This is a genomic window from Pseudomonas sp. M5A4_2d (assembly GCF_053345295.1).
This window is the reverse complement of the sequence record NZ_JBKEZW010000002.1, coordinates 144,706-164,710: the sequence shown is the minus strand read 5'-3', so window position 1 is coordinate 164,710 and position 20,005 is coordinate 144,706. Positions and strand designations below refer to the sequence as shown.

Sequence of the window (20,005 nt, the reverse complement as noted above, 5' to 3'; positions counted from 1 at the left end):
ACAGCAAAATATATTCCAGCCATTGCATTCCAAATGTGGAATGCAATCAATGTGCGAGGGGGCTTGCCCCCGATAGCGGTGCAACAGTCACTCATGAATTGACTGATACACCGCCATCGGGAGCAAGCCCCCTCCCACATTTGTTACCGCGTAGCGTCAGGCGTATTGCGCTGCGGCGTAGCCCGAGGCCCAGGCCCACTGGAAGTTGAACCCGCCCAGGTGACCGGTCACATCCAGCACTTCGCCGATGAAGTACAACCCCGGGCTTTTCAGCGATTCCATGGTCTTGGACGACACTTCGCGCGTATCCACTCCGCCCAGTGTCACCTCGGCCGTGCGATAGCCCTCGGTGCCGGCCGGCACCAGTTGCCAGCTCGAGAGTTTTTGCGCGATGTCGGCCACTTCAGCGTGGGTGTACTGCTTCATCGGCTTGGACACGAACCAGGTTTCCGCCAGCAGGTTGGCCATTTTCTTGGTGAAGATCTCACCCAGCAGGGTTTTCAGCTCGCTGTTGGGGCGCTCGACCTGTTGCTGTTGCAGCCAGGCGTGGGCGTCGTGGTCGGGCAGCAGGTTGATTTCCACCGTGTCGCCGGATTCCCAGTACGAGGAAATCTGCAAAATCGCCGGGCCGCTGAGGCCACGGTGAGTGAACAGAATATTCTCGCGAAAGCTCTGGTCATTGCAGCTGACCAGGCAATCCACGGAGGTGCCCGACAACTCGCCACACAACTCCTTGAGCTGGTCGGTGATGGTGAACGGCACCAGCCCGGCGCGGGTCGGCAGCAGTTCATGGCCGAACTGCTTGGCCACTTGATAACCAAACCCGGTCGCGCCCAAGGTCGGAATCGACAGGCCGCCCGTCGCGATCACCAGGGATTCGCAGCGCAGCTCACCCAAGGTGGTTTGCAACTGATAACCGGCTTCCAGCTTGGCAATCTCTTCGACCGACGTGTCCAGGTGCATGCTCACGCCGACTTGAATGCATTCATCGAGCAGCATGCCGAGGATGTCGCTGGACTTGTTATCGCAGAACAACTGGCCGAGCTTCTTCTCGTGGTACGGCACGCCATGCTTGGCCACCAGGGCGATAAAATCCCATTGGGTATAGCGGGCCAGGGCCGACTTGCAGAAGTGCGCGTTGTGCGATAGGAAGTTGGCAGGCTCGGTGTACATATTGGTGAAATTGCAGCGGCCACCGCCGGACATCAGGATCTTCTTGCCGGCCTTGTTCGCGTGGTCGATCAACATCACTTTGCGCCCACGCCCGGCGGCGGTCAGCGCACACATCAAGCCTGCGGCGCCGGCGCCAATGATCACAACTTCGGTCGAGCGCACAGCAATGTCCTCATACAAATTCTGAATTGGAATACAGTCAAATGTGGGAGGGGGCTTGTGTGGGAGCTGGCTTGCCTGCGATAGCATCACTTCGGTGTAACTGACATACCGAGGTGTCTGCATCGCGGGCAAGCCCGACTCCCACACAAGCCCCCTCCCACATTAGATCTCCATTGGAGGGGAGGTCTTTACAGGATGCGCACGCGCAACGAACGGCCTTTGATCTTGCCGTCATTCAAACGCTGCAACGCCTGCTTGGCGATCCCGCGCTCCACGGCCACGAAGGCCTGGAAGTCAAAGATCGCGATCTTGCCGACCTGGGCACCCGGGATGCCGGCATCGCCGGTCAGTGCACCGAGGATGTCGCCCGGGCGGACTTTGTCTTTACGGCCGGCGGCGATGCACAGGGTGCTCATCTGTGGCAGCAGCGGGCCACCGCTTTGTGGCTTGAGGTTGTCCAGTTGGTCCCAGTTCAACGGCGATTTCTGCAACTGCTCGATGGCCTGGGCGCGGTGCGCTTCGGACGGCGCCACCAGGCTGATCGCAATCCCCGTCTCACCGGCACGGCCAGTACGGCCTACGCGGTGGATGTGGATTTCCGAATCGCGGGCCAGCTCGACGTTGATCACCATGTCCAGTGAGTCAATGTCCAGACCACGGGCGGCCACGTCGGTTGCCACCAGCACCGAGGTGCTGCGGTTGGCGAACATCGCCAGCACCTGGTCACGGTCACGCTGTTCCAGGTCGCCATGCAGGCCGACGGCGGAAATGCCCTTGGCCGTCAGGTGATCCACGGTTTCCTGCACTTGCTGCTTGGTGAAGCAGAACGCCACGCACGACGCCGGGCGGAAATGCGCGAGCACCTTGGTCACGGCGTCCATGCGCTCTTCCGGCGAGATCTCGTAGAAACGCTGCTCGATCTGGTCATCGGAGTGGAAAGCTTCGGCTTTCACTTGCTGCGGTGCGCGCATGAATTTCGACGCCAGCTGCTTGATGCTCACCGGGTAGGTGGCCGAGAACAGCAGGGTCTGGCGGCGTGCCGGGGTCTTGCTGATGATGTCTTCGATGGCGTCGTAGAAACCCATGTCGAGCATGCGGTCGGCTTCGTCGAGGATCAGCGTGTTCAAACCGTCCAGTACCAGCGAACCTTTGCGCAGGTGCTGCTGGATGCGGCCCGGGGTGCCGACGATGACGTGGGCGCCGTGTTCCAGGGAAGCGATCTGCGGGCCGAGGGACACGCCACCGCACAGGGTCAGCACCTTGATGTTGTCTTCGGCGCGGGCCAGACGGCGGATTTCCTTGGCGACCTGGTCGGCCAGCTCACGCGTCGGGCACATCACCAGGGCCTGGCAGCCGAAGTAGCGCGGGTTGATCGGGTTCAACAGGCCGATACCGAAGGCGGCGGTCTTGCCGCTGCCGGTCTTGGCCTGGGCAATCAGGTCCAGCCCTTTGAGGATCACCGGCAAGCTTTGCGCCTGGATCTGCGTCATCTCGACATAACCCAGCGAGTCGAGGTTAGCCAGCATGGCGGCGGAGAGCGGCAAAGTATTAAAAGCGGTGGCGATGGTAGTCACGGGACTGGCTCTGCAAAACAAAATGTTGCGCAGTGTACCAGTCCCACAGGATTTTCCCCGCAAGTTCTAGACGGGAAGCCTGTTAATGCTCGATGTCGTGCTCGCGGCTGACCACGCGCTTGCCGTCGGTGGGCGACAGTTGCAGGAAGATCGCCGCCGCCAGCATGGCCATGATGCCCACGGTGAGGAAGGTCAGTTGGAAGGCGCCGAGCACGGTGCTGACGCCATCGTTGCCTTGCTCTGCGGTAAAGCCGCCGAGCAAGGCACCGGCGCACGCCACGCCGAGGCTCAGAGACAATTGCGCCACCACCGAGAGCAAACTGTTGCCGCTGCTGGCCTGTTCATCGTCCAGGTCGATCAGGGTGACGGTATTCATCGCGGTAAATTGCAGGGAGTTGATCGCCCCGAGGATCGCCAGCATGCACAGCAGCAACCAGTAGGGCGTCTGTTCACTGACCAGACCCATGCTTGCCAGCATGATGCCAAGCGCCAAGGTATTGCCGGTCAACACCACGCGGTAACCCAGGCGTTCGATCAAGGTACGGGCAATCGACTTGGCAAACATCGCCGCTGCCGCAAGGGGCAGCATGCTCATCCCGGCTTCCGATGGCGAGTACCCCAGCGCCACCTGCAACAGCAGCGGCACTAGGAACGGTAAGGCGCCGCTGCCCAGTCGCGCAAACAGGTTGCCGAGAATGCCCACTGCAAAAGTCCGGGTCTTGAACAGCACTGGAGAAAACAGCGGGTTATCGATATGGCCTGCGCGCAGCCAGTAAGCCGCGAGGCATGCCAGCCCGCCGAACAGCAGCAACATCACGCGCAGATGCGGCAGGTGCAGTTCGCCCAGGCCTTCCATGGCGATGGTGATCAGCACCATCGCCGCGCCAAACAGCACAAACCCCATGCTGTCGAAACGCGTGCGCTCACTGCCGCGCAGGTCGGGGATCAGTTTCCACACGGCGTAACAGCCGATCATGCCCACCGGCAGGTTGATCAAAAAAATCCAGTGCCAGGTCAGGTATTGCACCATCCAGCCGCCCATGGTCGGGCCAAGCAACGGGCCGAGCAGGCCGGGGATGGTAATGAAGCCCATGATCCGCACCAGCTCGGAGCGCGGGTAAGCGCGTAGCACCACGAGGCGCCCGACCGGCAGCATCAGCGCACCGCCCAAGCCCTGGATGACCCGCGCGCCAACCAGCATGGTCAAGCTGCTGGACAGGGCGCACAGCAGCGAACCAACGCTGAACAGCATGATCGCGCCGAAGAAGATTTTCTTGGTGCCAAAGCGGTCGGCGATCCAGCCCGAGGCCGGGATGAGCAAGGCGACGGTGAGCATGTAGGCGATCACCACCCCTTGCATGCGCAGCGGGTTTTCCGCGAGGTCCCGGGCCATGGCCGGCAGGGCTGTGTTGAGAATCGTCCCATCCAGCGACTGCATGAAGAAGGCAATCGCGACCACCCAGGGGAGCCAGCGGGCGGTCTTGGCATCGAGAGGGGCGCGATTCGGCATGGGCTACCTTTTGGTTAGCAGGCTATGTGTCGCCGATTATGCGCCATCCATTGCTCCTTTTCCCACTGGCGGTTCGTCTAAATCTGGCAATGGCGCGTGCTCCCCGACCAGGAAATCCAACAGCGACCGGTGCACCGCCAACGCTGCCTCGCGGGACTCAAGGTCGAGCAAGTGGCCGGTGTGCTCGGCGACGGCGAACGTGCTGCGACCCACGTATTTTTTGAACAGCCGGGCCTCGGTCGCCGGGGTGTATTCATCCAGCGCGCCGTTGATGAAATGCACCGGGGTTTCGATTTGAGTGAGTGTTGGCAGGTAGTTGCCGTCGCCCATGCCGAGCACCTGATGGATATGAAAACGTGCCTGGCGGTACTCGGTGGTCGCCATGCCCGACAGGTGCCGATGGTTATTGCGCTTGAGCCGGGGGCAGAGGTATTTGCCGACTGTCTCGTTGAGCAAGTGGCCGACGGCGGACTTGTCATCGGCTTCGATCAGCACCCGCACGCGTTCCACATAATCGAGCATTGCCTGGTTAAGGTTGGGCGCCAGGGCCATCACCACCGAGCTTTCGATGGAGGGCGGGTTGTGGGCCAGGGTCAACAGCGTGGAGATGCCGCCCCAGGAGGCCGACACCAGATGGTTGACCTGAAACCGTTCAACCAGCGCGCGCAGGATTTGTACCTCGTCGTCCTTGGTCACAAGGTCCAGGTCCGTGTTGTGCTCGCGCGAATGGCCGGAGAACGGCAGGTCGAACAGCAGCACATTGAAGTGCTCGGCCAGGCATTTGCTGGTGCGCGCAAACGAACGGGTGGTGGACAGGGCCCCATTGACCATCAGGACGGTTTTTCTTTGCGGATTATTACCTAGCTGCTCTACGTGAACGTTGTAGTGTTTGAACAGCTTTTCTATGACAAAACTTCCATGGTCCATGTCAACGCTCCAGCTTGCCCTTTCCCGGGCAAGGTCATGCATCACGTGCGGGCACGTGGGTGGTGGCGGGGTGCCACTAACCGTTATAACGAGGTTTTTTGCGGGCGACAACAGGCCGCACAGGGAGAAGTGTGAGATGGGATTTTGCGGTAGGAATGGGTTAAACGGGGGGGTCAGAAACTAACACAGAATATTGTGGGAGCTGGCTTGCCTGCGATGGCATCACTGCGGTCCTGCTGACACACCGAGTTGTCTGCATCGCAGGCAAGCCAGCTCCCACATAAGCCAGTTGCCACATTGGGTTTTATGTTTACAGGGTTAAGGTCAGGCGTTTGACCAGCGCCCCCGGCAACAGGTTGGACGCAGTATTGCGCTGGCTGTACGTACTGGCCGACAACAGTAGCTCCCGCTCAGCGGTCAGTGCTTCGAGTTGTGAACCGAGCAGGCTGTAGACGCTGTCATCAAAGCGCATGGTGCTGACCGGCGCCTTGATCTCGCCGTCTTCCACCCAGAACGTGGCGAAGCGCGTCATGCCGGTCAGGCGCGCGGCCGGCAGGTCGGAGTAGTTCAGGTACCACAGGTTGCTGATATACAACCCGGTGCCCAACTGCTTGAGGATATCGGCCTGGGCCAGGCTGCCCGCCGCCATCTGCAAGGCGCTGGGCGACTCGTCGCTGCTCGCCCCGTTGGTGCTCAGGCCGTATTCGGCGGCGCTGCGCGAGTTGATCAACTGACCTTCTGCTTTGCCCGCGTTGATCAGCGTGACATCCGCGCGCGGGTAGCCCTCAGTGGAAAACGCCTGGCTTAGCGAGCCGCTGATCTGCTCATCGATTTTTACCAAGGGGCTCAACGACTGTTCACCCGCATACAGCTTTTGCAAAGAGCTGCCTTTGCTGGCGATGGCCTGGGCGGAAAACCCGCCCCAGGTAATGATGCTGATGATTTCTTCCAGCGCTGCCGGGGCGAGGTAAGCGCGGTATTGGCCGGGGGCCAGGCTGTGCAAAGGTCGACCCAGAAACTCCAACTGCTCGCGCGCTTGCAGGAACCGCGCGGCGAACTCGGCGCTGTCCCAGGTGTGCCCGGCGTAGCTGGCTTTTACCGCTTCGCCATTGGTGTGAAACAGGCTGAAATCGAAGTTGAAGCTGTTGGCCTGATGCCAGCCGAACGCGCCGTCCGAACTGGCGAAACCACGGCTGATGGGGCCTGCGGCATAGAAACCGACCAGGTCCACGCCTTCTGCAGCCTGGCTGATGTCTTCCAGTACCTGGGCCAGTTCCGGTAGCGGGTGCAGTTGTTCGTTGTGGTTTTGCCAGGCGTTGTGATTGAGCAGCAGGTACGGGTCCTGCGGCAATAAGGGCAAGGTCTCGCGCAACTGTTGCAGGCCATGGGCGAGGCGTTGGCGGTCCAGCGCCGGCTCACCGGCCAGGGTGATAGCGAGGTCGGCATGACGGCCGTCGTGGATCAGCTTGAGGTTCAGGCTGGCCTGTTGCACCTGCCCGGCCTGGCGCACTTGCGCGTGGTTAAACCGCACGAACTCGGAGGATTCGGCAGCAAAGCCGAGGTGAAATTGTTCCTTGTCGGTGATGGCCTGCTTGAGCCAGTCCACCAGTGCCTTGAAGTTGTTCATCAGGCATCTCCCCCAAAAACGTCGACATCACTGAACACGCACGCAGGTGACGCATGGCCCACGCGTATCACTTGGTTGGGTTCGCCTTTGCCGCAGTTCGGCGTGCCCAGGACCTTGAAGGTACTGGCGTCGCCTACGGCGCTGAGCTTGCGCCAGAACTGCGCGGAAATGGCGCGGTAGTTGGGGTTCTTCACCACGCCCTTGAGTTCGCCGTTTTCGATCAACTGGCCCCACTCGCAGCCGAACTGGAATTTATTGCGCGCATCGTCGATGGACCAGGAGCGGTTGGTGCTCATCAGGATGCCGTGCTCGATACCGCTGATCAGCTCGGCCTGGGTCTTGTTGCCAGCTTCGATATTCAAGTTCGCCATGCGGTCGATCGGTGCGCGGTTCCAGCTGCAGGCGCGGCTGTTGGCGACGCCGCCCAGTCCTGAGCGAAATTGCGACAACGCGCCGCCCAATGGCTTGAGCAGCAGGCCGTCACGGATCAGGAACTGCTTGGTGGCGCGGGTGCCGTCGTCGTCATGGCTGTAGCTGGCGAGTTGTTCGGGGATGTCCGGGTCGAACGTCACGTTGAGCAAGGGCGAACCGTATTGCAGGTGGCCGAAGTCGTCGGCCTTCACAAAGCTGGTGCCGGCGTAATTGCGCTCATCGCCCAGGATGCGGTCCAGTTCCAGCGGGTGGCCGATGGACTCGTGGATCTGCAGGATCATTTGGTCGGGCATCAGCAGCAGGTCGCGCGGGCCGTGGGGCGTGTTTGGCGCGAGCAGCAGTTGCAGGGCTTCGTCGGCGACCGTGCGGGCGGCGCCGACCAGGCCGAAGCGGCGAATCACGTTCGCACTGCCTTGCTGGCCAAAGTTGGTACCGCCCAGGGTGCGGGTCTGGCTGTCGTTGCCATCGAAGGCGGTGACGCTCAGGCCCGGGTAGACGAAACGCTGGGCCTGGCGCAGCTCGGCACCGGCACTGTTGAGGTAGATCTGTTCCACATGGGTGGTGCCCAGGCTGACTTCCCAACTGACCAGGCGCTCATCCTTGGGCACGGCGGCAGACTCGTCACCGAGCAGTTGGTAGCAGTCGCTTAAGGAAGGGAAGGGCTGGTCGAGGTCGGGCGACAGGTAGTCGGCGACGTCGCTGGAGACCTGCTGTGTGTGCAAGTCGAGCAGGGCGTGGGGCAAGATCCGCCGGGCTTGCTGTTCAGCACGCTCAAGGGCGGCTTGCAGGCCGGCAAGGGAGAGGTCATTGGTGGCGGCATAGGCTTCCACGCCGTTGAGACGCACGGTGAGCATGGCGCCCTCGTCGTGGTTCAGGTGTGGCGGCTCGGCGACGTTCTTGCGTACCGACAGGTATTGGCCGGATTCGCGCACGTAACGCAGCGAGAAAAATTCAGCAGCAGTGCGCAGGGCACTGAAGTGCTTTTTGAGTGTGGCGTGGTGGTCGAACATGGGGCCTTCCTTGTGGGCGGCTCATCGCGGGCAGGCAACAGAGTAGGCCTGGGGCGGGGAGCTGATCAAGGAAAGTGTAGGCGGGGGATTTACAGCGCTTGTTCGGGCCTCTTCGGGAGCAAGCCCCCTCCCACACTTGATCGGGTTAACACGGTCAAAATGTGGGAGCGGGCTTGCTCGCGAATGGGGCACCGCGGTGTATCAGTTACTGCGCCATCGGGCCCACTTCACGCAGTGGCTTGCCACGCACCGGCGCGTCGCCTGCTACGTAGTAATCGGCAGTGCTGCGCGGCAATGGCTTGCGGCCACGGATCTTGTCGGCGATTTTCTCGGCGATCATGATCGTCGGCGCGTTCAGGTTGCCGGTGGTGATGATCGGCATGATCGACGCATCGACCACACGCAGCCCCTGCATGCCATGCACACGGCCTTCGCCGTCCACTACCGCCATCTCGTCGGTGCCCATCTTGCACGAGCAGGACGGGTGGAATGCCGTTTCGGCGTGCTCGCGGATGAACGTGTCGAGTTGCTCATCGGTTTGCACTTCAATACCCGGGCTGATTTCGCGGCCACGGTATTGGTCGAGAGCCGGTTGCTGCATGATTTCACGGGTCAGGCGGATGCCGTCGCGGAATTCCTGCCAGTCCTGCTCGGTGGCCATGTAGTTGAAGAGGATGCTCGGGTAGTCCCGTGGGTTCTTCGACTTCAATTGCACGCGGCCACGGCTTGGCGAGCGCATGGAGCCCATGTGCGCCTGGAAACCGTGCTCTTTCACGCCGTTGCTGCCGTTGTAGTTAATCGCGACCGGCAGGAAGTGGTACTGGATGTTCGGCCATTCGAATTCTTCACGGGTGCGGATAAAACCGCCCGCTTCGAACTGGTTACTGGCGCCGATGCCGGTGCCGTTGAACAGCCACTCGGCACCGATGGCCGGTTGGTTGTACCAGAGCAGCGACGGGTACAGCGACACCGGTTGGGTGCACGCATATTGCAGGTAGAGCTCAAGGTGGTCCTGCAGGTTTTCGCCGACGCCTGGCAGGTCGTGGATCACCGGGATGTCGAGGCTTTCCAGCAGTTTGGCCGGGCCCACACCGGAGCGTTGCAGCAATTGCGGCGACGCGATCGCACCGCTGCACACCAGCACTTCTTTGCGCGCGCGGGCTTCAACGCGCTCTTCAGCGGCGCCGATCAAGTAACGCACGCCAACGGCGCGCTTGCCTTCGAACAAGACTTTGTCGGTCAGGGCGTGGGTGACGATGGTCAGGGTCGAACGCTTTTTAGCCGTGTCCAGGTAACCGCGCGCGGTGCTGGCGCGACGGCCGTTTGGCGTGACGGTACGGTCCATCGGGCCGAAGCCTTCTTGCTGGTAGCCGTTCAAGTCTTCAGTGCGCGGGTAACCAGCCTGTACGCCTGCTTCAACCATCGCGTGGAACAGCGGGTTGTTGCCGGCTTTAGGCGTGGTCACGCTGACCGGGCCATCGCCGCCGTGCCAATCATTCGGGCCGATGTCGCGGGTTTCAGCTTTGCGGAAGTACGGCAGGCAGTCGAGGTAGGTCCAGTTCTCTAGACCTGGAAGTTTTGCCCAGTTGTCGTAGTCCATGGCGTTACCACGGATGTAGCACATGCCGTTGATCAGGGAAGAGCCACCCAGGCCCTTGCCGCGCCCGCATTCCATCCGGCGACCGTCCATGTGTGGCTCTGGATCGGTTTCGTAGGCCCAGTTGTAGCGACGGCCTTGCAGCGGGAACGCCAGGGCGGCCGGCATTTGGGTGCGGAAGTCGAAGCGGTAGTCAGGGCCGCCGGCTTCCAGCAGCAAAACGGTGACGCCTTCGTCTTCGGTCAGACGGGTCGCCAGGGTGTTACCGGCGGAGCCGGCACCCACAATGATGTAGTCGTATTCTTGGGACATTGGATGCACCCTCTTTGAAGTGTGGTCAGGTCGGGCCTCATCGGGGGCAAGCCCCCTCCCACATTTGATCGGGTTTACACAGTCAAAGGTGGGAGGGGGCTTGCCCCCGATGGCGGCCTCAAAGGCAACGCAAGGCTCGGGTTTAGAACACCGAGGCGTAGTCGCCCAGCTCAACCTGTACCGATTTGATGCGGGTGAAGTTGTTCAGCGAGCTGATGCCGTTTTCACGGCCAACACCCGACTGCTTGTAGCCACCGACTGGCATCTTGGCGTCGGACTCGCCCCAGGCGTTGATCCAGCAGATGCCGGCTTCCAGTTGATGAATCACGCGGTGAGCGCGGTTCAGGTCTTTGGTGACCAGGCCGGCAGCCAGGCCGAAGTCGGTGTCGTTGGCGCGGCGGATCACTTCTTCTTCGGTCTCGTAAGTGAGGATGCTCATCACCGGGCCGAAGATTTCTTCACGGACGATGGTCATTTCGTCGGTGCAGTCGGTGAACACGGTCGGAGCCACGAAGGCGCCTTTGGCGAATTCGCCAGCGGTCAGACGGTCGCCGCCGCACAGTACGCGGGCGCCTTCTTCCTTACCTTTGGCGATGTAGCCGAGCACGCTTTCCATGTGGGCGAAGCTGACCAGCGGGCCGAAGTTGGTGTTCTCGTCTTGCGGGTTGCCGACGCGAATGCGCGCCACACGCTCAACGATCTTGGCTTCGAAGGCTGCTTGCAGGTGCTTGGGCACGAATACGCGAGTGCCGTTAGTGCAGACCTGACCGGAGCTGTAGAAGTTGGCCATCATCGCGATGTCGGCTGCGCGATCCAGGTCGGCGTCTTCGAACACGATCAGCGGGGACTTGCCACCCAGTTCCATGGTCACTTCTTTCAGCGAGGAGCTGGAAGCGCTGGCCATGACTTTTTTGCCGGTGTCGGTGCCGCCGGTGAACGAGACCTTCTCGATGCGTGGGTGCTCGGTCAGCCAGGTGCCGACTTCACGGCCGCTGCCGGTCAACACGTTGAACACGCCTGCAGGAACGCCGGCTTCGGTGTAGATCTCGGCCAGTTTCAGGGTGGTCAGCGAGGTGACTTCGCTTGGCTTGAAGATCATCGCGTTACCCGCGGCCAGGGCCGGTGCGGATTTCCACAGGGCGATCTGGATCGGGTAGTTCCACGCGCCGATACCGGCGACCACGCCCAGCGGCTCGCGGCGGGTATAGACGAAGGAGGTGTCGCGCAGCGGGATCTGCTCGCCTTCGATGGCCGGCACCAGGCCTGCGTAGTATTCCAGCACGTCAGCGCCGGTGACGATGTCGACGTATTGGGTTTCGGAGAAGGCTTTACCGGTGTCCAGGGTTTCCAGGGCGGCCAGCTCATCGTTGCGCTCGCGCAGGATGTCGACGGCACGGCGCAGGATGCGCGAACGCTCCATGGCGGTCATGGCGGCCCAGATTTTCTGGCCTTTTTCAGCGCTGACCACGGCACGTTCAACGTCGTCTTTGGTAGCACGTTGCACTTGGGCGAGAACTTCACCGTTAGCCGGGTTGATGGCTTCGAAAGTGGCATCGCTGCCAGCGTCGCTGTAGCCGCCGTCAATGTAGAGTTTTTGCAGTTCGAAACGGGCCATAAAGTCCTCGCAAGTGCATAAGTGGTTGGCGTTACCCGCCGAAAGTGGGCCATAGGGTTCTGGCAACACTGAGTGGCGGACGTTCAGGGGTTGAGCGGTTATGTGTGCTCTAACTCACCTGCTTGGCCAATTGGAAATCCATGTATTCGTAAGCGATCCGTTGCGCCTGCTCCGTGTCGAAAGCGTCTCCCGACAGGGCGCCGCGCAGCCACAAACCGTCGATCAGGGCCGCCAGGCCTCTGGCTGCTTTGCGTGCGTGCGGCAGCGGTAGCACTCGGCGGAACTGGCAGCACAGGTTGGAATACAGACGTTGATCGTTGATCCGCTGCAACCTGTGCAATGACGGGTGATGCATGCTGGTGGCCCAGAAGGCCAGCCAGGTTTTCATTGCCGGGCCGTTGACCTGGCTGGCGTCGAAGTTGCCCTCGATGATCACCCGAAGGTGCGCCCGTGGGCTGTCGTCCTTCAGCGCAAGCCTGCGTTCGTGGACGTTCTCGATCAGCACATTCATCAAGTACCGCATCGTTGCGGCGATCAGGCCGTTCTTGTCCTGAAAGTAGTGACTGATGATGCCGTTCGAGACGCCGGCCAAACGGGCGATCAGCGCAATGCTGGCATCTCCCATCCCGACCTGATCGATGGCCGTCAAGGTGGCTTCGATCAACTGCTGGCGGCGTATGGGTTGCATACCGACCTTGGGCATGTAGCACCTCTCCTTAGGCCTGCCGGTGGGCGATAAACGTCCGTCGGCTTGAAGGCCAGTCTATTTTGTTTTGATTGAACGTTCAATCAACAAAGAATAAGATCTGCGACAAATGGTCGCTCCCTACAGATATTTCCTACCTGTGAGCAGCAGCCTCTGACACCTGCAAAAATCCTTGAAACCGGCCATATCAGGGCCTGCCACCGCTTCGGCGGGGCTCAAGAATTTTCGGGGTGTCTTTATAACACCCGTCCGTCGACTGCCGAAAAATCGATGTCCCGGGATAACCGTTGCCTTGTGTTTCTCTCTCGCACTGCCTGGAGCATCTGCGCCATGAGTTCTGCCTCTCTTATAAAGACCCCGCCGGAAAAGGTACGGGTCAACGGTTGGGTGTTCTACACCTCCACCGCGCTGATTCTGTTGTTGACCGCCATTCTGATCATCGCCCCGCAGGAGGCCGGGCGCATGCTTGGCGTAGCGCAAGCCTGGCTTTCGAAAAGCTTCGGCTGGTACTACATGGTGGTCATCGCCGCTTACCTGGTGTTTGTGGTCGGCCTGGCGTTTTCGTCCTACGGCAAGTTGAAACTGGGCAGCAAGGATGACACCCCGGACTTCAGCTACGGCGCCTGGGCCGGCATGTTGTTCTCGTCGGGTATCGGCATCTCGCTGCTGTACTTCGGCGCCTCGGAGCCGTTGGACCACTACTTCAACCCGCCCGAAGGCGCGGCCGCCAGCAATGGCGCGGCACGCCAGGCGCTGCAACTGACGTTCCTGCACTGGGGCCTGCACGGCTGGGCGATCTATGCGTTGGTCGGCCTGGCCGTGGCGTATTTCGCCTACCGTCATAACCAGCCGCTGGCCTTGCGTTCGGCGCTGTACCCGCTGGTGGGCGAGCGCTGGGTGAAGGGCGCAGCCGGCCACGCGGTGGACGGTTTTGGCATGTTCGTGACCCTGTTGGGCCTGGTGACGAACCTGGGGATTGGTGCGATGCAAGTGTCGTCCGGGTTGGAAAACCTGTTCGGCATGGCGCACAGCAACACCAACCTGCTGATCGTGATTATTGTGATGAGCACCGTGGCGACCATCGCTGCCGTGTCGGGTGTGGAAAACGGCATTCGCCGCCTGTCCAACCTCAACATCGTACTGTTCAGCGGTTTGCTGATTTTTGTGCTGCTGTTCGGCCCGACCCTGCATTTGCTCAACGGCTTGGTGCAGAACACCGGTGACTACCTCAACGGTATCGTGCTGAAAACCTTCGACCTCTATGTGTACGAAGGCGATGCCGACAAAACCGAACGCTGGATGGGCCTGTGGACCCTGTTCTACTGGGCCTGGTGGATTTCCTGGGCGCCATTCGTGGGCATGTTCATCGCGCGTATTTCCCGTGGTCGCACGGTGCGTGAACTGGTGGCCGGTGTGCTGCTGATTCCGCTGGGCTTCACCTTGGCGTGGTTGTCGATCTTCGGTAACTCGGCGCTGGACCTGGTGCTGAACCACGGTGCGGTGGAGTTGGGCAAGACGGCGCTGGAACAACCGTCGATGGCCATCTACCAATTGCTGGAGCATTACCCAGCGTCGAAAATCGTCATCGGTGTGTCGATCTTTGTTGGCTTTGTGCTGTTCCTGACCCCGGCGGATTCCGGCGCGGTGATGATGGCCAACCTTTCCTGCAAAGGCGGCAATGTGGATGAAGATGCGCCGCACTGGCTGCGGATCTTCTGGTCGGCGGTGATTACGCTGGTGACCATCGGCCTGCTGTTTGCCGGCAACTTCGAAGCCATGCAGACCATGGTCGTGCTGGCGGGGCTGCCGTTCTCGGTGGTGCTGATTTTGTTTATGTTCGGTTTGCACAAGGCGATGCGCCAGGACGTGGCGATGGAGCAGGAGCAGGCACAGTTGGCTGAGCGCGGTCGTCGTGGTTTCAGCGAGCGCCTGACCGCACTGGACCTGCAGCCGAGCCAGGGCACTGTGCAGCGTTTTATGGACAAACATGTGACGCCGGCGCTGGAAGAAGCGGCGACTGCGTTGCGTGATCAAGGGCTGGAAGTGCAGACCCTGCTGGGTAAGTCCAAGCGCTGCATTGGTGTGCGCATCGAGATGGAGGAGGGCAACCCATTTGTCTACGAAGTGAGCCTGGATGCTTATTCGTCGGCACCGAGCGACTTGCCCGAGGAAGAGCGTACGCGTTACTACCGGGCCGAGGTTTACCTGCACAATGGGCCTCAGGAATACGACCTGATGGGCTTTGCCCAGGAACAAATCACCCGGGACGTGCTCGATCAGTTTGAAAGCCATCGGCAGCTCCTTGGCCGTGTCTATAGCTGATGGTTGAGCGCAGCGGTGCCTTCACTGGTGCCGCTTTTTATGTGTCAACAGAGCAAAATGTGGGAGCGGGCTTGCTCGCGAATGCGGTGTATCAGTGACAGATGTGCTGACTGACACACCGCATTCGCGAGCAAGCCCGCTCCCACATTGACCCCGTTTCTTCAATGGGTTTTGCAGTGGGCCATTAGCCCAGGTTCTTGCCGAGCAGGGCATGGTAAAGCTCGCTGTCCCCCAAGATCCCCACCACCTGGTTGTTGTTGTGCAACACCAGCTTGTTCCCGGTGTGGTAACGAATCTGCAGCGCATCGCGCATGCCGATATTCGAATCCACCAGCGTTGGCACCCGGCCCAACCCTTCAACCGCTTGCCCCGGTACCCAGTTCTGCAAGTTCAGCACCGCGCCATTCTGGCGTGCGCCCTTGATGGTGTTGCCTTCCGCCAGGTCCAGCCACGAGTCGCCGCCCGGGTCCAAACACACCGAACCGTTGATGCGTTTGCAGTTGTCCAGGGTGCGCATCAGGCTGCGACCGCACAGTACGTTCAGCGGGTTGGTATGGGCGACGAAGGTGCGCACATAGTCGTCCGCCGGGTTCAGCACGATCTCTTCCGGCACGCTGTACTGGATGATCTTGCCGTCTTTCATGATGGCGATGCGGCTGCCCAGCTTAAGTGCTTCATCCAGGTCGTGACTCACGAACACGATGGTCTTGCTCAGCTTGCGTTGCAGCTCCAGCAGTTCATCTTGCAGGCCTTGGCGAATCAGTGGGTCGAGGGCGGAGAAGGGTTCGTCCATCAGCAGGATATCGGCGTCCATCGCCAACGCACGGGCCAGGCCGACACGCTGCTGCATGCCGCCGGACAACTCGTCAGGCTTCTTGTTGCGCCATTGGGCCAGGCCCACCAGTTCCAGCTTGTCATCCACCAGCTTGCGCCGTTCCTTCTCGGGGCGGCCCTGCATTTCCAAACCGAAGCTGATGTTCTCGCGCACCGTCAGCCACGGCATCAGGGCGAACTTCTGGAACACCATGGCGATGCGCTTGGTGCGCATCATTTTGAGCTCGGCAGGTGTACACGAAGCGATGTCGATCTGGCGGCCTTCATGTTCGACAAACAGCTTGCCGCGGCTCACGGTGTTGAGGCCGTTGATGCAGCGCAGCAAGCTCGACTTGCCTGAGCCCGACAGGCCCATCAGCACGCAGATCTCGCCTTTCTCAATGTCCAGGCTGGCTTTTTCAACGCCGACAATCTGCCCGGTTTTTTTCAGGATCTCGTTGCGGTGCATGCCCTGGTCGAGCAGCTTGAGGGCTTCGCGCGGGTCTTTGGAGAAGATCACATCGACATTGTCGAATCGGATAATGCTCATGCATCACCCCCTACTTTGGCGTCGGGTTGTTTGCAGATGCGGTCGAGCATGATGGCCAGCAATACGATTGCCAGGCCGGCTTCAAAGCCCAGGGCAATGTCGGCGGTGTTTAGTGCGTTGACCACCGGCTTGCCGAGGCCGTCGGCGCCCACCAGGGCCGCGATCACCACCATCGACAACGACAGCATGATGCATTGGGTAATGCCGGCGGCAATGCTCGGCATGGCGTGTGGCAATTCAATGCGTGAGAGCAACTGACGGCGCGAGCAGCCAAAGGCTTTACCGGCGTCCATCAACTCTTGTGGCACATCGCGGATACCCAGGTAAGTCAGGCGGATAGGCGCGGCAATCGCGAACACCACCGTGGAAATCAGACCGGGCACCACACCCAGCCCGAAGAGGGTCAGGGTTGGGATGAGGTAGACGAAGGTCGGCACGGTCTGCATCAGATCGAGTACCGGCCGCATCATGGTGTAGAACAGCGGTTTGTGCGCGGCAACAATGCCCAGCGGCACACCGATGACCACGCAGACCAGAGTGGCGAACAGCACCTGCGCGAGGGTTTCCATGGTTTCCTGCCAGTACCCGAGGTTCAGGATCAGCAGGAAGGAGGCGATGACAAAAACCGTCAGGCCCCATTTGCGTTGAATAAAGTGAGCGAGTAGCGCAATCAGACCGATCAATGCCAGCGGATTGAACCAGGTCAGCGCAAACGTCACGCCGTGGATCATCGTTTCCAGTGTCGATGCGATTGCGTCGAAGTAGTTGGCACCATGTTTGGTCAACCATTCGACGAAGGCAGCGATGTACTGGCCTAGTGGGATTTTCTGTTCAGTCAGCATGGTAGTGAATGTCCACATGCGAAGGGGAAAAACATCCCGGGCCAGCGTACCGGCCCGGGGTCAGCACTTACTTGGCGAGATACGCTTTTACTGCCTCCAGACCTGGTTTGCCATCGACGGTGGTCACACCGGCGAGCCAGGTGTCGAGTACGGCGGGGTTCTTCTTCAGCCAGGCCTTGGCCGCGGCGTCAGGCTTCATTTTGTCGTCCAGGACGTTACCCATCAGCGAGCTTTCCATGTCCAGGGTGAACGACAGGTTTTTCAGCAATTGGCCAACGTTGCTGCATTCCTGGGTGTAGCCCTTGCGAACGTTGGTGTAGATGGTGGCCTGGCCGTAATTGGGGCCGAACGAATCGTCACCCCCGGTCAGGTACTTGATCTTGAAGCGGGTGTTCATCGGGTGCGGTTCCCAGCCGAGGAACACAATCGCCTGGCCACGTTTGGTGGCGCGTTCCACCTGGGAGAGCATCCCGGCTTCACTGGATTCCACGACCTTGAAGCCTGCGTCTTTCAAGCCGAACTGGTTCTTGTCGATGACGGTCTGGATGGTGCGGTTGCCGTCGTTACCCGGTTCGATGCCGTAGATCTTGCCGCCCAGCTCGTCCTTGAATTTGGCGATATCGGCGAAGTCTTTCAGGCCTTTGTTGTACAGCTCCTCGGGCACCGCCAGGGTGTACTTGGCGTTCTCAAGGTTGGCGCGCACGGTTTCCACGGTGCCGGCATCACGGTACTGCTTGATGTCGTTTTCCATGGTCGGCATCCAGTTGCCGAGGAAGATGTCCATGTTCTTGCCGTCGGCCAGGGACTTGTAGGTCACCGGCACCGAAATCATCGTGGTGCGTGGCTTGTAGCCCAGGCCCTTGAGGATTTCGCTGGTGGTCGCGGTAGTGACGGTGATGTCGGTCCAGCCGACATCGGAGAAGTTGACGGTCTGACATTGTGCCGGTTCTGCAGCGTTCGCCAGGACTGGCAGACTCAGCATGGCGGCCAACAACAACGAGGGTGAACCTTTCATCGGGGTAGACTCCTGTGTCTTTTTTCTGGCGGCATTCGCCGCGCTTTATAAGTGTTGCGGTTGGGGCGTGCGATGAAGCGCAGGCACGGTGCCTTGCAAACGAGTCGAGACTGATCATGTACCAGTGAAAATCTGACGCCTACAGGGGGCGTCGTATCCAGTACAGGGATGGTCGTATCCAGTGTCGGTGACGTCGCTTACAGATTTTTCCAAAGGCAAAACTGCAGTTTTTACCGATCTGCACCGCTAAAAACGGCCAAAACGCCTGATCGCACGGGTGCGACGCTAGTGAGCATGGGTGCGTCGGTGTGAGACGCCGTGAGGGCAAGCAAAAGCTTGATGATGCCGCCATCTGGGCGATCTGAGCGTAGCACCTCGTTCAAGCCTGGCCGTGCTTATCGAGGAGTTCTACCGCAATGGCTATCAGCGTTTTCGACCTGTTCAAGATCGGCATTGGGCCTTCCAGTTCTCACACCGTCGGCCCCATGCGTGCCGCGGCGTTGTTCGTCCAGGCATTACGTGAACGTGAATTGTTGGAACAGGTCAGGCGCGTCGAAGTTCAGCTGTATGGCTCGTTGTCGGCCACCGGCATCGGCCACGGCAGCGACACCGCCACCCTCATGGGCCTGATGGGCGAGTGGCCGGACGCAATCGACCCGTCGCAAATCGGCCTGCGCATTCACACCCTGCGCGAGACCGACACGCTCTTGCTCGATGGGCATTTGCCAGTGCCTTTCATGTGGGCACGCGACATGCGCCTGCTCGACGAAAACCTCCCGTTCCATCCCAACGGCATGACGCTGGTGGTGTTCGGTGAAGACGGCGAACTGCACCGCGATACTTACTATTCAGTCGGTGGCGGTTTTGTGGTGGACGAAGCCCAGGCGCAAAGCGGTGTGGCCGACATGGACCGCACCGAACTGCCCTATGATTTTTCCAGTGCGGTGGAACTGTTGCAGCTGTGCAAAACCCATAACCTGCGCGTGGCCGAGTTGATGCTGGCTAACGAAAAGGTCTGGCGCTCCGAAGAAGAAATCCGCAGTGGCCTGATGAAGCTCTGGCGGGCCATGCAGGATTGTGTGGAGCAGGGCCTCAAGCACGAAGGCATCTTGCCCGGTGGGCTGAATGTGCGTCGTCGCGCCGCCAAATTGCACCGCAGCCTGCAGGAGCTGGGCAAGCCGAATGTGATTGGCTCGACCTTGAGCGCCATGGAGTGGGTCAACCTGTTCGCCCTGGCGGTCAATGAAGAAAACGCAGCGGGTGGGCGCATGGTCACCGCGCCGACTAATGGTGCGGCAGGGATTATTCCGGCGGTGCTGCACTACTTTATGAAGTTCAGCGAAGAGGTCACGGAAGCCAACGTCGTCGACTACCTGCTGGGTGCGGCGGCGGTGGGTATTTTGTGCAAGAAAAACGCTTCGATCTCGGGGGCTGAAGTCGGCTGCCAGGGCGAAGTCGGTTCGGCGTGCGCTATGGCCGCCGCCGGGCTGGCCGAGATCCTCGGCGCCACGCCGGAGCAGGTGTGCAATGCCGCCGAAATCGGCCTGGAACACAACCTCGGCCTCACGTGCGACCCAGTGGGCGGGCTGGTGCAAGTGCCGTGCATCGAGCGCAATGCGATTGCGGCGGTGAAAGCGATCAACGCGGCGCAAATGGCGCTGCGCGGAGATGGCCAGCACTTTATCTCCCTGGACCGCGTGATCCGCACCATGCGCGATACCGGGGCGGATATGCATGACAAGTACAAGGAAACCTCGCGCGGTGGGTTGGCGGTGAGTGCGGTGGAGTGTTGATACCGAGTCGCCTGCATCGCAGGCG

General features: G+C 60.6%; 14 protein-coding genes. 2 read left to right on the top strand and 12 right to left on the bottom strand.

The features are described 5' to 3' along the window. Positions 1-156: 156 nt before the first annotated feature. The 9 genes from ACLBW8_RS07655 to betI form a co-directional block, all read right to left on the bottom strand. The gene (locus tag ACLBW8_RS07655; RefSeq protein ID WP_064454480.1) at positions 157-1,335 is read right to left on the bottom strand and encodes a BaiN/RdsA family NAD(P)/FAD-dependent oxidoreductase; all 1,179 of its coding nucleotides are present in this window, start codon (positions 1,333-1,335) and stop codon (positions 157-159) included. Between the two features lie 188 nt (positions 1,336-1,523). After that, the gene (dbpA, locus tag ACLBW8_RS07650; protein WP_237140927.1) at positions 1,524-2,861 is read right to left on the bottom strand and encodes an ATP-dependent RNA helicase DbpA; all 1,338 of its coding nucleotides are present in this window, start codon (positions 2,859-2,861) and stop codon (positions 1,524-1,526) included. A gap of 130 nt (positions 2,862-2,991) precedes the next feature. Then, positions 2,992-4,419, bottom strand: a complete 1,428-nt coding sequence (mdtD, locus tag ACLBW8_RS07645) for a multidrug transporter subunit MdtD (RefSeq protein ID WP_064454478.1) — start codon at positions 4,417-4,419, stop codon at positions 2,992-2,994. Between the two features lie 36 nt (positions 4,420-4,455). Beyond that, a complete protein-coding gene (locus ACLBW8_RS07640) occupies positions 4,456-5,346 on the bottom strand; it encodes an alpha/beta fold hydrolase (protein ID WP_447805083.1) in 891 nt (296 codons plus the stop codon). Between the two features lie 310 nt (positions 5,347-5,656). Further along, positions 5,657-6,973, bottom strand: a complete 1,317-nt coding sequence (locus ACLBW8_RS07635) for a TldD/PmbA family protein (protein ID WP_447805082.1) — start codon at positions 6,971-6,973, stop codon at positions 5,657-5,659. Next, the gene (locus ACLBW8_RS07630) at positions 6,973-8,415 is read right to left on the bottom strand and encodes a TldD/PmbA family protein (RefSeq protein WP_447805081.1); all 1,443 of its coding nucleotides are present in this window, start codon (positions 8,413-8,415) and stop codon (positions 6,973-6,975) included. The genes ACLBW8_RS07635 and ACLBW8_RS07630 overlap by 1 nt, the downstream gene beginning before the upstream one ends. A 205-nt stretch (positions 8,416-8,620) precedes the next feature. After that, positions 8,621-10,324, bottom strand: a complete 1,704-nt coding sequence (betA, locus tag ACLBW8_RS07625) for a choline dehydrogenase (protein ID WP_447805080.1) — start codon at positions 10,322-10,324, stop codon at positions 8,621-8,623. Between the two features lie 142 nt (positions 10,325-10,466). Next, a complete protein-coding gene (gene betB, locus ACLBW8_RS07620) occupies positions 10,467-11,939 on the bottom strand; it encodes a betaine-aldehyde dehydrogenase (protein WP_064454473.1) in 1,473 nt (490 codons plus the stop codon). A gap of 109 nt (positions 11,940-12,048) precedes the next feature. Continuing rightward, entirely contained in the window at positions 12,049-12,642 is a 594-nt protein-coding gene (gene betI / locus ACLBW8_RS07615; RefSeq protein ID WP_010207128.1) for a transcriptional regulator BetI, read from the bottom strand. A 390-nt stretch (positions 12,643-13,032) separates the two neighbouring features. On the opposite strand from betI, the gene ACLBW8_RS07610 reads away from it, so the two are divergent. Then, on the top strand, positions 13,033-14,967 hold the full coding sequence (locus ACLBW8_RS07610; RefSeq protein ID WP_407016407.1) for a BCCT family transporter: 1,935 nt from the start codon (positions 13,033-13,035) through the stop codon (positions 14,965-14,967). 184 nt (positions 14,968-15,151) lie between these two features. On the opposite strand, the gene choV is transcribed toward ACLBW8_RS07610, so the two are convergent. The 3 genes from choV to ACLBW8_RS07595 all read right to left on the bottom strand — a co-directional run bounded on the left by choV (position 15,152) and on the right by ACLBW8_RS07595 (position 18,187). Beyond that, positions 15,152-16,330: a choline ABC transporter ATP-binding protein gene (gene choV, locus ACLBW8_RS07605; protein ID WP_064454471.1), complete on the bottom strand. Its 1,179-nt coding sequence runs from the start codon at positions 16,328-16,330 to the stop codon at positions 15,152-15,154. Next, entirely contained in the window at positions 16,327-17,172 is an 846-nt protein-coding gene (gene choW, locus ACLBW8_RS07600) for a choline ABC transporter permease subunit (RefSeq protein ID WP_017139374.1), read from the bottom strand. The genes choV and choW overlap by 4 nt, the downstream gene beginning before the upstream one ends. A gap of 67 nt (positions 17,173-17,239) precedes the next feature. Beyond that, complete coding sequence (locus ACLBW8_RS07595; protein ID WP_064454470.1) at positions 17,240-18,187, bottom strand: choline ABC transporter substrate-binding protein; 948 nt, start codon at positions 18,185-18,187, stop codon at positions 17,240-17,242. 416 nt (positions 18,188-18,603) lie between these two features. On the opposite strand from ACLBW8_RS07595, the gene ACLBW8_RS07590 reads away from it, so the two are divergent. After that, positions 18,604-19,980 carry an L-serine ammonia-lyase gene (locus ACLBW8_RS07590; protein WP_064454469.1) on the top strand — a complete coding sequence of 459 codons (1,377 nt, stop codon included), beginning with the start codon at positions 18,604-18,606 and terminating at the stop codon, positions 19,978-19,980. The last annotated feature ends 25 nt before the right edge of the window (positions 19,981-20,005 follow it).

What these genes read in the sequence shown, in the direction of transcription:
- mdtD (WP_064454478.1), bottom strand. Translation starts at nt 4,419, where the DNA reads ATGCCGAATCGCGCCCCTCTCGATGCCAAGACCGCCCGCTGGCTCCCC.
- ACLBW8_RS07595 (WP_064454470.1), bottom strand. Translation starts at nt 18,187, where the DNA reads ATGAAAGGTTCACCCTCGTTGTTGTTGGCCGCCATGCTGAGTCTGCCA.
- choV (WP_064454471.1), bottom strand. Translation starts at nt 16,330, where the DNA reads ATGAGCATTATCCGATTCGACAATGTCGATGTGATCTTCTCCAAAGAC.
- choW (WP_017139374.1), bottom strand. Translation starts at nt 17,172, where the DNA reads ATGCTGACTGAACAGAAAATCCCACTAGGCCAGTACATCGCTGCCTTC.
- betB (WP_064454473.1), bottom strand. Translation starts at nt 11,939, where the DNA reads ATGGCCCGTTTCGAACTGCAAAAACTCTACATTGACGGCGGCTACAGC.
- ACLBW8_RS07640 (WP_447805083.1), bottom strand. Translation starts at nt 5,346, where the DNA reads ATGGACCATGGAAGTTTTGTCATAGAAAAGCTGTTCAAACACTACAAC.
- ACLBW8_RS07630 (WP_447805081.1), bottom strand. Translation starts at nt 8,415, where the DNA reads ATGTTCGACCACCACGCCACACTCAAAAAGCACTTCAGTGCCCTGCGC.
- dbpA (WP_237140927.1), bottom strand. Translation starts at nt 2,861, where the DNA reads ATGCTGGCTAACCTCGACTCGCTGGGTTATGTCGAGATGACGCAGATC.
- betA (WP_447805080.1), bottom strand. Translation starts at nt 10,324, where the DNA reads ATGTCCCAAGAATACGACTACATCATTGTGGGTGCCGGCTCCGCCGGT.
- ACLBW8_RS07590 (WP_064454469.1), top strand. Translation starts at nt 18,604, where the DNA reads ATGGCTATCAGCGTTTTCGACCTGTTCAAGATCGGCATTGGGCCTTCC.
- ACLBW8_RS07635 (WP_447805082.1), bottom strand. Translation starts at nt 6,973, where the DNA reads ATGAACAACTTCAAGGCACTGGTGGACTGGCTCAAGCAGGCCATCACC.
- betI (WP_010207128.1), bottom strand. Translation starts at nt 12,642, where the DNA reads ATGCCCAAGGTCGGTATGCAACCCATACGCCGCCAGCAGTTGATCGAA.